Source organism: Micromonospora hortensis (assembly GCF_022230935.1).
Classification (GTDB): Bacteria; Actinomycetota; Actinomycetes; order Mycobacteriales; family Micromonosporaceae; genus Micromonospora; species Micromonospora hortensis.
The window spans coordinates 1-13,551 of record NZ_JAKKFE010000011.1 but is presented as its reverse complement, the minus strand read 5'-3'; the positions used below and the strand labels follow the sequence as shown (position 1 = coordinate 13,551).

The following is a 13,551-nucleotide window of genomic DNA, read 5'->3' as shown; positions in this document are numbered from 1 at the left end:
TCATGTCCACCATGGCTGTCCCCGACATCGCGGTCGCCCCGGTCGACGAGGGCTTCTGGACCCGCAGCCGGAAGGTCGGTCTCACGCTGCTGGCGCTCGGCCTGCTGTCGGCGGTGCTCTTCGGCGCGCTCGCCACCGACCAGCAGGCCCGGTTCACCCTCAGCGACGACGCGGCCGGCGCCGCACTGGAGATCAACGGCACCATCGGGGCGATCCTGTTCGGGATCATCACGATCGCCGCCGGCGCGGCGCTGCTCGCCGGGGTGCCGAAGCGCTGGTTCCTACCCGTGCTCGGCGTCGGGCTCGTCGGCTTCGTGCTGTCGTTCCTCTGCTGGCAGGTCTCCGCCGCGCCGGCCGGGCAGAACTTCATGCCGCTGGTCAACATCATCCGGGGCACGTTCATCCTGGCCCTGCCGCTGATCTTCGGTGCGCTCGCCGGGGTGCTCTGCGAACGCTCCGGTGTGGTCAACGTGGCCATCGAGGGCCAACTGCTGATGGGCGCGTTCAGCGGGGCCCTGTTCGGCAGCATCTCCGGAAGCGTGTGGGTGGGCCTGGTCGCCGCCGCCATCGGCGGCGCGTTCATCTCGCTGCTGCTCGCCGTCTTCGCCATCCGCTACCTGGTCGACCAGGTCGTCATGGGCATCGTGCTGAACCTGCTGGCGGTCGGCGTCACCGGCTTCCTCTACGAGCGGCTGATGCAGACCGACGCCGAGAAGTACAACAGCGCGCCCCGGTTCAGCAACTGGGAGATTCCGCTGCTGAAGGACATCCCGGTGCTCGGGCCGGCGCTGTTCCGCGGCAACATCTTCCTCTACCTCGGGCTGTTCCTGGTGCTGGTGATCCACATCGGGTTGTTCCGTACCCGGTGGGGGCTGCGGACCCGCTCGGTCGGTGAGCACCCGATCGCCGCCGACACGCTCGGCGTCAAGGTGCTGCGGGTCCGCTACCGCAACGTGCTGCTGGCCGGTGTGGTCGCCGGCATCGGCGGCGCGTCCTACACGCTGGCGCTCTACTCGTTCACCAAGAACATGATCGGCGGTAAGGGCTTCATCGCCCTGGCCGCGCTGATCTTCGGCCGGTGGAACCCGACCGGCGCGCTGCTCGCCGCGCTCTTCTTCGGATTCGCCGACCAGCTCGCTACCTACCTGGGCGCGATCAGCAGCTCGATCCCCAGCCAGTTCCTCGCCATGCTGCCCTACCTGGCGACCATCCTGGCCGTCGCCGGGCTGGTCGGCCGGGTCCGGGCACCGGCCGCCGACGGCAAGCCGTACATCAAGGGCTGACCCGCGCTGGTCCGTCGATCATGGAGTTGTGGTGCCACACAGAAGTCGCGACGTTGCATCTGTCGGCCACCACAACCGCATGATCGACCGGCCGGCGGGCCGGCGCGGCAGCGCGGCTCACTGCGGGCCGACGTGCCGATCGCAGTACCCTGACGGCTTCTGACCTGGGCTACTTCGGCAGGATGGTGGAATGACCGACATTGACTGGGCGCGGTTGCGCGCCGCCGCCATCGAAGCGATGAGGCACGCGTACGCGCCGTACTCGACGTTCCCGGTCGGCGCCGCCGCGCTGGTCGACGACGGCCGTGTCGTGGTCGGCTGCAACGTGGAGAACGCCGCGTACGGGGTGACGCTCTGCGCCGAGTGCGGGGTCGTGTCCAGCCTGCACGCCACCGGTGGCGGCCGGCTCGTCGCGCTCTCCTGTGTCGACGCGACCGGTGAGCCGTTGATGCCGTGCGGCCGCTGCCGGCAGCTGCTCTGGGAGCACGGCGGGCCGGAGTGCCTGATCGAGAGCAAGACCCGGCCACTGCGGATGGCCGAGCTGCTGCCGCACGCCTTCGGCGTGGAGGACCTGGAAGCTGTCACCGGGGAGACGCCGGTGCCGGTGGTCCCGGAGCGGCTCGCCGCCTGGCGCGGACGCGGCACCGTCTTCGTGCATCCCGACATGTCCGCTGGTCAGCAGGTCTGGACGGCGTACTGGGAGCGGTCGGCGGGAGACGACGCCGGCGCCGAGACCGGGGTGCTGGAGGAGGCGCCGAGCTGGGCAGACCCGGCCGAGGTGATCACCTGGGGTCTGGCCCGCACGCCCCGGGTGGTAGTGGTGGACGCCACCGGCACGATCTTCTGGGCTGGCGAGGGTGAGCCGCCGGTGGAGATTCCGGTGCGCTGGGCTGCTGGTTGAGCTTGAGTTTGGGTTTGGTTGCGGTTGGGGGCCGGGGCCGACCGTGCCCGGCTCCCGGCGGTCAGGCTTGATCCCTCCGCCGGGCACGGTCGGCCCCGGCCCCGTCGTGGGCACCCGCCGTTCCAGGGCACGGTTGCGGGGCGGCATCTCCATCCGACTAGGGAAGATCTTCTGATGAGTAGTGGTTTTGCTGCTGTTGACGTTATTCGGGTCAAGCGGGATGGCGGTGTGCTGTCGGACGCGCAGATCGACTGGGTGGTCGACGCGTACACCCGGGGGGTTGTCGCCGACGAGCAGATGTCAGCGCTGGCCATGGCGATCCTGCTCAACGGCATGACCGGCCCGGAGATCGCTCGGTGGACCGCCGCGATGATCGCCAGCGGTGAGCGGTTGGACCTGTCGGCGGTACGCCGCCCGACTGTCGACAAGCACTCCACCGGCGGCGTCGGCGACAAGATCACTCTGCCGCTCACCCCGCTGGTGGCGGCGTGTGGCGCGGCAGTGCCGCAGCTGAGCGGCCGGGGTCTCGGGCACACCGGCGGCACGCTGGACAAGTTGGAGTCCATCCCGGGCTGGCGGGCCACGGTGAGCAACGACGAGTTCATCGCCCAGCTGGACGAGGTCGGTGCGGTGATCTGTGCGGCCGGTTCCGGGCTCGCCCCCGCCGACCGCAAGCTGTACGCGTTGCGCGACGTGACCGGCACCGTGGAGGCGATCCCGCTGATCGCCAGCTCGATCATGAGCAAGAAGATCGCCGAGGGCACCGGGGCGCTGGTCCTCGACGTCAAGGTCGGCTCGGGCGCCTTCATGAAGTCCGTCGACCAGGCCCGCGAGTTGGCCCGCACCATGGTCGAGCTGGGCGGCGCGCACGGTGTGCGGACTGTCGCCCTGCTCACCGACATGTCCACCCCGCTCGGCCTGGCGATCGGCAACGCGGTCGAGGTGACCGAGTCGGTCGAGGTGCTGGCCGGTGGCGGACCGGCCGACGTGGTGGAGCTGACCCTCGCACTGGCCCGGGAGATGCTCGACGCCGCGGGACTGCCGGACGCCGATCCGGCTGCGGCGCTGCGCGACGGCCGGGCCATGGACTCGTGGCGGGCGATGATCCGGGCGCAGGGCGGCGACCCGGACGCGCCGATGCCGACGGCCGCCGAGGTGGAGGTGGTCCGCGCCGAGCGGGACGGGTACGTCGCGGCCGTCGACGCGTACGCCATGGGGGTTGCGGCGTGGCGGCTCGGCGCGGGTCGGGCGCGCAAGGAGGACCCGGTCAGCGTGCCGGCCGGTGTGGTGTTGCACAAGCGGCCGGGTGACGAGGTGCGGGCCGGTGACGCGCTCTACGAGCTGCGTGCCGACGACGCGACGCGGATTCCGGCCGCGCTGACCGAGGCCGCCAACGCGGTGCGGATCGCGCCGACGGCTCCGGCGGCGACGTCGTTGGTCATCGAGCGCATCGGCTGATCGATCCGGCGTCGCCCTGGCGTGGTGCCGGTCACCTGGGAGCGCTATTGTCGCAGGCCAAGGGGGGACAACCGGCCTTGCGCCGGCGCGAGCAGACAGGAAGATCCGCCGTGACCGTTGCTGCCCCCGACCCACGTGAGGTGCGCGAGGCGAGCCTGGACGAGTTGTCCCGGCTCGGCCTGCCGTTGCCGCCGGCCCAGTTTCCCCTCGTGTGGGAGCCGGGTGACCAGATCGACCTGCGCCCGACAGTGGAGATCGAGGCGCGGATCGCTGTGTTGCACCTGATCCTGGCCCGCTGTTTCGGGATGCCCCCGCAGGCGGCGATGAGCTGGCTGCTCGGCTCGCACCTGGTCGACATGGTCACCCCGCCGGAGTGGCAGTTCGTGATGGGCGGCAAGGGTGACCACCGGTCGTTCGTGCTGCACCACGACGCGCTCTTCGCGCTGGCCTGGGTGCTCGGGCTGAGCAAACAGCTCGATCCGACGCTGGCCGTCGACGAGCGGCTGGTCGAGCGGCTGCCGCACATCGCCCAGGGGGAGACCTTCCCGCACTGGCGCTCCCGGATCCTCACCGCGCCGCAGCACCCGGCCGACGCGGCCGCCCTGCTCGACCTGCACTACTGCCTGGACTGGGCGTACCTGGAGACCGAGCGCGGCGGCCGGCGGGCGCCGGGCCTGGTCGACGCGAACGCGATCGGGCAGCGGCGTTGGGCGCTGGAGTGGGCGGTCATCCTGCGTGGGCCGTACCACGACGAGCCGCCCGGCTGGGAAGAGGTCGACCTCTCCACCTGAGGTCAGCGAGGTCGCAGGACGTCGAGCCGGACCGCCACCGTGACCCGGATCGGGTCGGGCAGCGCGGCCAGCCGGGTGGCGAGCGCGGCTGGGTCGGTGTGCCAGGCGCTGGGGCCCATCCCGACCAGTGTGGCGACCTCCGGCCGGGTCAGCGCCAGTTCCGCCCGGTGCACGGTCGAGCTGACCGGCGTGAAGTGCTCACCCAGGCTGCCGGCTACCCGGTCGGCCTTGTCCGGGTCCACCCGCAGCAGGTCGAGGGCGTCCACCAGCTCGGCGAGGTGGTCGGTGTCGGGCGTGACCACCAGCAACGTGCCGGCCGGGTCGAGCACCCGGTGGAACTCCGGGCCGTTGCGCGGGGCGAAGACGTTCAGCAGCACGGCGGTCGAGGCGTCCGCGAGCGGCAGTCGCTGCCAGGTGTCGGCGAGCGCGGCGGCGGCCCGGGGATGCGCGCGGGCGGCGCGGCGCAGCGCCGGCTTGGACACGTCGAGGGCCAGACCCACGGCGTCCGGCAGTGCCGCCAGCACCGCGCCGAGGTACCGGCCGGTGCCGGCGCCGGCATCCACCACCAAGGGGTACGCCCCGAAGTCGGGTGTCGGCGACGCGTGGCGCCGACCGGCGGCTTCCGTCGCGGCGGTGGAGAGGGCGGCCGAGATGTGGTCGTAGTGCCCGGCGGCGAGGAAGTCCGCCCGGGCGGCCACCATCTCGGCGCTGTCGCCGACGTGCGGGGCGCGCCCGGCGAGGAGGTTGACGTATCCCTGCCGGGCGATGTCGAAGCTGTGCCGGCGCGGGCAGCGCAGCGCACTGGTGGTGCCGGCGGTCGCCTCGGCCAGCGGCTCGCCACAAATCGGGCAGCGCAGCCGGTCGAGGATGCGGGGGTCCACGTCAGACCTCCGCATCGTGCCGTGGCTGGGGCGCCCGCCCACCGAGGTGGTCGACCACCCGGTGGGTGAGCGCGCCGAGGGCGTCGATCTCCGCCGGGGTGAGCAGGTCGATCAGGTGTCGGCGGACGGCGGCCACGTGGCCGGGGGCGGCGGACTCGATGGCCTGCCGCCCGGCGGGGGTGAGGACGACGACCGAGCCCCGGGCGTCATCGGCGCACTCCTCGCGGGTCACCAGGCCGCGCTGCTGCATCCGGGTCAGGTGGTGGGAGAGCCGGCTGCGCGACCACAGCATGCGGTCTGCCAGCTCCCGCAGGCGTAGCTGCCCATGCGGGGTCTCGGAGAGGTCGGACAGCACGTCGTAGTCCGGCTCGGAGAGGCCGGCGTCCTGGGCCAGCTCCCGGGCCAGCTCCAGGTCGAGCAGTCGACGCATCCTGCGGTAGCCGCGCCAGGCGCGGTCCTCGCGTTCGTCCAGCCACCGGGGTGCGTCCATCCGTCGAGTCTAACGCTTTCGTTGACATGTCATCGATCTGGCTCTAGATTCGATGACATGTCAACCAATTCCGACCGACTGTGGGAGCTGTTCGGTCAGCGAGGGCGCGGAGTGCTGGTCACAGTGCGTCGGGACGGGCGGCCCCAGCTCTCCAACCTCGACTACCTGGCCGAGCCGGGGTTGATCCGCTGCTCCACCACCGGGGACCGGGCGAAGGTGCGCAACCTGCGCCGTGATCCCCGGGCCAGCTTCCACGTGACCACTCCGGACGGCGACGCGTACGCGGTCGCGGAGGGGACCGTGACGCTCAGCGAGCCGGCAGGGGCCACCACCGACGAGACGGTCGACGAACTGGTCGAGGTCTACCGCCGGATTCGCGGCGACCACCCGGACTGGGCGGACTACCGGGCCGCCATGGTTGCCGACGGGCGGCTCGTGATCCGGCTCGACGTGCACCGGGTGTACGGCTGGCGGCCGTGACGCCCCGGCCGGTCCCGTACCGGTCCGTCCAGGCCGCTGACTAGGGTCTGAGCATGGTCGCAACTATCCGGTACGAGGACATCGTCAAGGTCCCGAAGGCGCTGCTGCACGATCACCTCGACGGCGGGCTGAGGCCGGCGACGATCGTCGACCTGGCCGCCGAGGTGGGCCACGAACTGCCCACCACCGACCCGGAGGCGCTCGGACGCTGGTTCGCGGACGCGGCGGACTCCGGCTCCCTGGAGCGCTACCTCGAGACGTTCGCGCACACAGTGGCGGTCATGCAGACCGCGCCCGCGCTGCGTCGGGTCGCCCGCGAGTGCGCCCTCGACCTGGCCGCCGACGGTGTGGTCTACGCCGAGGTGCGGTTCGCCCCGGAGCAGCACCTGGAACGGGACCTCAGCCTGGACGAGGTGGTCGAGGCGGTGCTGGCCGGGTTCGCCGAGGGCACCGCACAGGCGGTCGAGGCGGGCCTGACCATCCGGGTGGGCACCCTGCTCACCGCGATGCGGCACGCCGCCCGTTCCCAGGAGATCGCCGAGCTGGCCGTTCGGCACCGGGACGCCGGGGTGGTCGGCTTCGACATCGCCGGCGCCGAGGCGGGCTTCCCGCCCACCCGGCACCTGGACGCCTTCGAGTACCTGCAGCGGGAGAACTTCCACTTCACCATCCACGCCGGCGAGGCGTTCGGTCTGCCCTCCATCTGGCAGGCGATCCAGTGGTGCGGGGCGGACCGGCTCGGCCACGGGGTGCGGATCGTCGACGACATCGCACCCGACGGATCACTCGGCCGGCTGGCCGCGTACGTCCGGGACAAGCGGATCCCCCTGGAGCTGTGCCCCTCGTCGAACGTGCAGACCGGCGCGGTGGCCTCGATCGCGGACCACCCGATCGGCCTGCTGCGGGACCTGCGTTTCCGGGCCACAGTCAACACCGACAACCGGTTGATGAGCGGCACCTCGATGTCGCGGGAGATGTCGCTGCTGGTGGAGACGTTCGGCTACGGCTGGAAAGAGTTGCAGTGGTTCACCATCAACGCGATGAAGAGCGCCTTCATCCCGTTCGACGAGCGGCTGCGGATCATCGATGACCTGATCAAGCCGGCGTACGCGAAGCTGTTGGCCTGAGCTCAGCCATGTGGGTGGCCGGCGAGCAGCCCGGCCACCCGGCGCAGCACCTCCCGGGCGCGGGCCGCCTCCGCGCCGAGGCCCATCTGCCGACGCAGCACCGCGGGCTCGGCCCGTAGCAGCGACACCCCGCGTCGAATCAGCACCCGAGGCGCCTTGCGCTGCTCGGACAGGTCGCGGGCGAGTCGGCGCAGGAAGGTGGCCCCGCGCGGGCGGCGCAGCGCGTACGCCCCGGCGAGCAGGCCGCGGCTGCGGCACTCCTCGACGATCTCGGCGGCGAAGATCCCTTCGGCCACGAAAAGTGGCGATCCGGCGACATCAAATGGCCGGGTGGCCACCCGTCGATCGGCACCGATCGCATAAACCGGCACATCGGCTCGGCCCTCGCGGGCTAGTTGGGCAATGATTTCCACCGCACTGGGGGCGTCCCAAGAGTGCGGCGATTCCCAATCCACCTGCCCGTTTCGTCTCGGCAACGTAGGGTCATCGCCGTCTTTGTAGAAGTCGTCCAAGCACAGCACCGGCAAACCGGTTTGCTGCGCTATGTACGACTTTCCGGACCCCGATGGGCCGGCCAGTAGGACAACACGGTGCGGATGTTCCATTACCTTCAGTTACTCCGGCCAGACAGACTGCTATCAAATCGCATCAACATCTCATCACACCTTCGGTCCGGGACAACCTGGGCTTTCTTCTTGTCGACCGGCGTGATGGAATCTCGGGGGTCCGACCCGCCGGGTCGGTCGCTGGGCGTTGCCCGGGGCAACGCGTTCAAGCTGTAATCGCGAGGGCGGTGACGTGAGCAAACGGCCAAAGACGGCGGGCTCCTTCCTGTCGCGGCTGCGCCGGCCGGCCAGCCGGCTCCGGGACATGCCGATCTGGTCCAAGCTCGGTCTCATCATGATCGTGCCGACCATCGCCACGGTCGTGGTGGGCACCAGTGGTCTTATCGACCACGTGGAGACGCTCAACAATGCCAACCGAGCTGGCGACCTGGCGAATCTGTCGAGCTATTCAGGTGATCTGGTCGACAGCCTGCAGGACGAGCGGACCGCCGCCGTGCTGCTGCTGGGCGCGAACGGGACGCAGCCGACGGCCCAGTACCAGGAGGCCTACAACCGGGTGAACTCCCGGGTGGATCAGGATGCGGCCCCGTACCGGCAGCAGCGGGCCGAGGTCGAGGACCTGCCGAGCAGCCTCGAGGGTCTGCTCGACAGCATCGACCAGAACCTCCAGGACCTGGCGGGCGTCCGCAGCCAGGTGTTCAACGGAAAGCTCGCGCTCACCGAGACCGTGCAGGCGTACGAGGGTCTGATCAGTGACCTGCTCGCCATCCGCGACTCGTCCACGCAGCTCGCCGGTGACAACCAACTGAGCGACCGGATGCGCGCCGCCGCGGCGGTCGCCCGGGAGAAGGAGTTCCTGGCCGTACGCCGGGTCGTCGTGCACCGCGCGCTGGGCGTTCAGGGCCGACAGCGCCTGACCCCGGCACTGCGCAGGGACTACGTCGCCAGTGACACCGGTCAGCAGCAGGCTCTGCAGAGCTTCAAGGCCGTCGCCACCCCGGACGACGCGAAGTTCCACGACCAGACGGTCGCGGGCGGCGACCGCCGGCAGGCACAGAACTACACCGGCTGGATCGACGGCAACACCACCGGCGACATGCGCGGTGCGCCGTTCGGCCCGGACCAGTGGGAAGCCGCCATGACGGCCAACGCCAAGCTGATCCGCACCGTCGAGCGGAAGCTCGACAGTGAAGTGGTCAACCAGGCCGACACCCTCCGCTCGGACGTCCAGCGCCAGGTCTTCCTGGAGACCGGCCTGCTGCTCAGCATGCTGCTGCTGGCCATCCTCTTCGCCTACCTGGTGGCCCGCTCGATGGCCCGCTCACTCCGTGAGCTGCGGCAGGGCGCGCTCTCCGTCGCCCAGTACGGCCTGCCACAGGCGGTGGCCCGTCTGCGCGACCCGCAGGTCGTCGGGCAGCTCTCCCCGGTGCAGCTGGCCAACCAGATCGCCGAACCGCTGCCGGTGCGCAGCAAGGACGAGTTCGGCCAGGTGACCGAGGCGTTCAACGCCGTCCACCTGGAAGCCGTCCGCACGGCCGCCGAGCAGGCGGCACTGCGTGCCTCCGTCGCGACCATGTTCGTCAACCTGGCCCGCCGTTCCCAGATCCTGGTCGACCGCCTCATCGGGCACCTCGACCGGCTGGAGCGCGGCGAGGAGGACCCGGACCGGCTGGCCGAGCTGTTCCAGCTCGACCACCTGGCCACCCGGATGCGCCGTAACGACGAGAACCTGCTCGTGCTCGCCGGTGCCGACTCCACCCGTGTGCAGCGTGAGCCGGCCGCCCTCATCGACGTGCTGCGCGCCGCGCAGTCCGAGGTCGAGCACTACACCCGGATCGATTTCGGTGTCATCGACCGCGACATCGAGGTCGCCGCGCACGCGGTCAACGACCTGGTGCACCTCGTCGCGGAGCTGTTCGACAACGCCACAGCGTTCTCCCCGCCCGACTCGCAGGTCATGGTCGAGGCTCGCCGAGTCGGCGACCGCTCCTCGCTGTACGTCGAGGACCGCGGCATCGGCATCAGCGCCGACCAGCTGCACGACCTCAACGAGCGGCTCGCGACGCCGCCCCAGGTGGACGTGGCCGTGTCCCGGATGATGGGCCTGGTCGTGGTCGCCCGGCTGGCGTCGCGGCACGGTGTCCGGGTCGAGCTGCGCCCCGGCAACGATCGCGGCACCGTCGCCGAAGTGAGCCTGCCGACCTCGGTGCTGGTGCCCCGGGCGCTGTCCGGTCGGGTGCAGCAGCCTCCGGCGCTGCCGGCGGCCGGTACTCACCAGTTCGGTGGCCCGCAGTCCGGTGCTCCCCAGTTTGGTGGTCCGCAGTCCGGTGGGCCGGCGCCGGTCTTCGGCGCGCTGCCCGCGCTGGGCAACGGCCCCCGCCCGAGCGAGTCCGGCAACCAGGTCACCCTGGGCGGTCGCCCGTTCGACCCCGCGACGCGTAACGGTGCCGGCACCCCCGCCAACGGCGGCGCGTACCGCTCGATGCCGGCCTGGTCCGATCTGACCGGCGCGGCCGGGACGAACGGCGTCAACGGCGGCGACGGGTTCACCCCCCGCTCGGCGAACGGCCCGGGGGCCGACCCGCTGCCGCAGCGCCGGGCCGGGGACGAGACCCCGACCACCGGCCAGCAGCCGTCCATTCCGCGTCAGCTGCCGAGCAGCCCCGAGACGCACCCGTACTCGGCACCACCGGTTTCCGCGCAGCCCTACTCCGGTGCGCCGGTCTCCGCCTCGCCGGCCTCCGGCCAGCCGTACTCCGGACAGCCGTACTCCGGACAGCCCTACTCGGGCGCGCCGTACGGCGGCGCGCCGGTGTCCGCCGCTCCGGCCTCCGGGCAGCCGTACGCCGGTCCGCCGGTGTCCGCGTCGCCGGTCTCGGCCTCGCCGTCGTCCGGTCTGCCGTACTCGAACCAGCCCTACTCGGCGCCGCCGGCGTCCAGCCAGTCGTTCAGCGGCTTCGCGCCCCGATCCGCCCCGCCCGCGCAGGCACCCAACGCTCCGGCGCCGCCGGCTTGGCCGCCAGTGCCGGGTAGCGACCGGGACACGGCCACCCCGCCGGTGCCCGAGCGGCTCGCCGCCGCGCTGGACATGACGACGGAGCTGCCGCGGGTGCCGCGACCCGGCGAGCAGCCGGCCGCAGCCCAGCCTCCGGCTCCAGCGCCGACTCCGGCAGCAGCTCCGGCTCCGGCTCCGCAGACCCGGCCGGCACCGCAGACCCGGCCGGCACCGCAGCAGCCGCAGGCGCAGAACCGTCAGCGGTACGCGGATGAGACGATGGAGCTGCCGATCTTCCGGGAGCTCGAGTCGGCCTGGTTCCGTACCCGTCGCCCGGGCTCCGAGGAGACCGCGGCCGGCGCTCAGCCAACGACGAACGGCGACTCCGCGACCCAGCAGTTCGCCACAGTCGAGGCCAGCGGTCGGGCAGTCCACAAGACACCACCCGGGACGACAGGTAACACACCGATGGCAGACACTCCGACGGTCGGAGGAGCGCCGCGGGACAACGGCTCCACAGCGAACGAGGGCACCCGCCCCAGCCTCGCCGAGAGCCTGCCGAACCGCCGGCCCCAACCGCAGAGCAACGGCTGGCAGACCGCCGCCGACGACGGCTGGCGTGCTGCCTCCGCAGCGGCCGGCGCGGCGCCGGTGAGCGAGACCACCACTACCGGTCTGCCGAAGCGCAAGCCGATGGCGCAGCTGGTACCCGGTGCGGTAGAGAAGCCCACCACCTCGGTCCAGCGGCGCTCCCCGGAGGCGGTTCGTGGCCTGCTCTCCGCCTACCACCGGGGCGTGCAGCGAGGGCGTAGCACCTCGGACAACCCGACCAGCCCGGAGGCGACTCCGGGAGGGCAATCCTCGCAGTCTGGCTCAGGCCCGGTGGCCGGGAGCGGGCAGAAGGAGCAAGAAGGATGACAACTACGCAGGATCTTGGTTGGCTGCTGGCCAACTTCGCCGACCGGGTGCCCGGCGTCGCGCATGCGGTCGCCGTATCGGCGGACGGCCTACTCCTCGCGTCGTCACGGGATCTGCCGCGCGACCGGGCAGACCAGCTCGCCGCGATCTCGTCGGGTCTGGTCAGCCTGACCCAAGGGGCGGCACGCTGCTTCGAGGGAGGCGCGGTGTTGCAGACCGTCGTGGAGATGGACAATGGCTTCCTGTTCCTGATGTCCATCTCGGACGGCTCGTCCTTCGCCGTGCTGGCAGCCCGCAGCTCCGACGTGGGCCAGGTTGGCTACGAGATGGCGCTGCTGGTCGACCGGGTGGGCGACGCACTGACCCCGCAGCCGCGTGCGGCCGCAGGCATGCTGGGCTGACGTCTCGCCGATCGTGAGGTCGGCACGACTGCAACAACGACAACGACGGGTTTCACCGGTGGGAGCCGGTAACGGGTGCGAAGGAGGTGAGCGGCGAGATGGCCGATCGTGACGAACCGACCGGAGCGTTGGTCCGTCCATACGCCGTGACCCGTGGTCGCACCCGTCCCCGGCTCGACATCGCGCTGGAGGCGCTCGTCGAGACGACGGTGCGCGGCCGTACCGCTGCCAATGGCAACGGTGGTGGCCGCGAACACCAGTACATCGCCGCGCTGTGTGACGGTCGCGTGCAATCGCTCGCGGAGATCGCGGCGCGGATGCAGCTCCCGCTCGGTGTGGCCCGGGTGCTCATCGCCGACATGGCGACGGACGGCCTGGTCGCGGTCCACGAGCCGACCATTTTGGACGACTCCGACGACGCGGTGGGCACTGAACTGCTGGAGAGGGTGCTGAGTGGACTTCGCAGGCTCTGACATGTCGCACCGCCCGCCGAACCCGAGCGGCCGCGTGACGTCGGCGAAGATCGTTATTGCCGGTGGATTCGGCGTCGGTAAGACGACGCTGGTCGGCTCGGTCTCGGAGATCACGCCGCTGACCACCGAGGCCATCATGACCTCCGCTGGCGTGGGCGTCGACGACACCCGGCAGGTGCCGGGCAAGACGACGACCACGGTGGCCATGGACTTCGGCCGGATCTCGATCGACCGTGACCTGATCCTGTACCTGTTCGGTACGCCGGGTCAGACCCGTTTCTGGTTCATGTGGGACGAACTGGTGCGGGGTGCGATCGGTGCGGTCGTGCTGGTGGACACTCGCCGGCTGGCCGACTGCTTCGCGGCGATCGACTTCTTCGAGCACCGACGCCTGCCGTACCTGGTGGCGATCAACTGCTTCGACGGGATGCAGTACCACGACCCGCAGGACGTCCGGGACGCCTTGGCGATCTCGAGCGACGTGCCGGTGGTGGCCTGCGACGCCCGTAACCGGGAGTCGACGAAGCACGTGCTGATCTCGCTGGTCGAGTACGTGCTGACCATGCGCCGTACGCGCGCCGTCGCCCCGGCCTGATCCGGGACGCTGCACGCCCCGGTGGTGGCTCCGGCCGCCACCGGGCGCTGCCAGCCGCCCCGGTGAGTGCCTCCGCGCCGACTCGTCGCTCAGACGAGCCTGCGCGCCGCCAAGCCGCCTCCTGACGACCTGGAAGCTGTCAGCCCCTTCCCGGGGGCCAGGCCCAGCCACGGTCCTCGCGAGGCGGCTTCT

Annotated in this window: 13 protein-coding genes; 10 read left to right on the top strand and 3 right to left on the bottom strand. The window is 71.2% G+C overall.

Features of this window, described 5'->3' with window-relative positions:
* The first annotated feature begins 2 nt into the window (after window positions 1-2).
* The 4 genes from NIE111_RS06905 to NIE111_RS06890 all read left to right on the top strand — a co-directional run bounded on the left by NIE111_RS06905 (window position 3) and on the right by NIE111_RS06890 (window position 4,433).
* Entirely contained in the window at window positions 3-1,283 is a 1,281-nt protein-coding gene (locus NIE111_RS06905; RefSeq protein WP_238683583.1) for an ABC transporter permease, read from the top strand.
* Window positions 1,284-1,473: 190 nt separating this feature from the next.
* Window positions 1,474-2,184, top strand: coding sequence for a cytidine deaminase (locus NIE111_RS06900; RefSeq protein ID WP_238683582.1), 711 nt, complete (start codon window positions 1,474-1,476; stop codon window positions 2,182-2,184).
* Between the two features lie 174 nt (window positions 2,185-2,358).
* Complete coding sequence (locus NIE111_RS06895) at window positions 2,359-3,642, top strand: thymidine phosphorylase (protein WP_238683581.1); 1,284 nt, start codon at window positions 2,359-2,361, stop codon at window positions 3,640-3,642.
* Window positions 3,643-3,752: 110 nt separating this feature from the next.
* Window positions 3,753-4,433 carry a DUF4272 domain-containing protein gene (locus NIE111_RS06890; RefSeq protein ID WP_238683580.1) on the top strand — a complete coding sequence of 227 codons (681 nt, stop codon included), beginning with the start codon at window positions 3,753-3,755 and terminating at the stop codon, window positions 4,431-4,433.
* Between the two features lie 2 nt (window positions 4,434-4,435).
* On the opposite strand, the gene NIE111_RS06885 is transcribed toward NIE111_RS06890, so the two are convergent.
* Together NIE111_RS06885 and NIE111_RS06880 are read right to left on the bottom strand one after the other, a co-directional pair.
* Window positions 4,436-5,314: a putative RNA methyltransferase gene (locus NIE111_RS06885; protein ID WP_238683579.1), complete on the bottom strand. Its 879-nt coding sequence runs from the start codon at window positions 5,312-5,314 to the stop codon at window positions 4,436-4,438.
* Window position 5,315: 1 nt separating this feature from the next.
* Entirely contained in the window at window positions 5,316-5,804 is a 489-nt protein-coding gene (locus NIE111_RS06880) for a MarR family winged helix-turn-helix transcriptional regulator (RefSeq protein ID WP_238683578.1), read from the bottom strand.
* 57 nt (window positions 5,805-5,861) lie between these two features.
* Here NIE111_RS06880 and NIE111_RS06875 point away from each other — a divergent pair, with 57 nt between their 5' ends.
* Together NIE111_RS06875 and NIE111_RS06870 are read left to right on the top strand one after the other, a co-directional pair.
* Window positions 5,862-6,284, top strand: coding sequence for a PPOX class F420-dependent oxidoreductase (locus tag NIE111_RS06875; protein ID WP_238683577.1), 423 nt, complete (start codon window positions 5,862-5,864; stop codon window positions 6,282-6,284).
* Window positions 6,285-6,337: 53 nt separating this feature from the next.
* Window positions 6,338-7,411, top strand: coding sequence for an adenosine deaminase (locus NIE111_RS06870; RefSeq protein WP_238683576.1), 1,074 nt, complete (start codon window positions 6,338-6,340; stop codon window positions 7,409-7,411).
* 2 nt (window positions 7,412-7,413) lie between these two features.
* Here the strand turns inward: NIE111_RS06870 and NIE111_RS06865 are convergent, their stop codons facing one another.
* A complete protein-coding gene (locus NIE111_RS06865; RefSeq protein ID WP_238683575.1) occupies window positions 7,414-7,707 on the bottom strand; it encodes a hypothetical protein in 294 nt (97 codons plus the stop codon).
* A 502-nt stretch (window positions 7,708-8,209) separates the two neighbouring features.
* On the opposite strand from NIE111_RS06865, the gene NIE111_RS06860 reads away from it, so the two are divergent.
* The 4 genes from NIE111_RS06860 (at window position 8,210) to NIE111_RS06845 (ending at window position 13,359) form a co-directional block, all read left to right on the top strand.
* A complete protein-coding gene (locus tag NIE111_RS06860) occupies window positions 8,210-11,890 on the top strand; it encodes a nitrate- and nitrite sensing domain-containing protein (RefSeq protein WP_238683574.1) in 3,681 nt (1,226 codons plus the stop codon).
* A complete protein-coding gene (locus NIE111_RS06855; protein WP_030329023.1) occupies window positions 11,887-12,291 on the top strand; it encodes a roadblock/LC7 domain-containing protein in 405 nt (134 codons plus the stop codon). The genes NIE111_RS06860 and NIE111_RS06855 overlap by 4 nt, the downstream gene beginning before the upstream one ends.
* Window positions 12,292-12,389: 98 nt before the next feature.
* Window positions 12,390-12,764: a DUF742 domain-containing protein gene (locus NIE111_RS06850; RefSeq protein ID WP_124820399.1), complete on the top strand. Its 375-nt coding sequence runs from the start codon at window positions 12,390-12,392 to the stop codon at window positions 12,762-12,764.
* Between the two features lies 1 nt (window position 12,765).
* Window positions 12,766-13,359 carry a GTP-binding protein gene (locus NIE111_RS06845; protein WP_007455465.1) on the top strand — a complete coding sequence of 198 codons (594 nt, stop codon included), beginning with the start codon at window positions 12,766-12,768 and terminating at the stop codon, window positions 13,357-13,359.
* The last annotated feature ends 192 nt before the right edge of the window (window positions 13,360-13,551 follow it).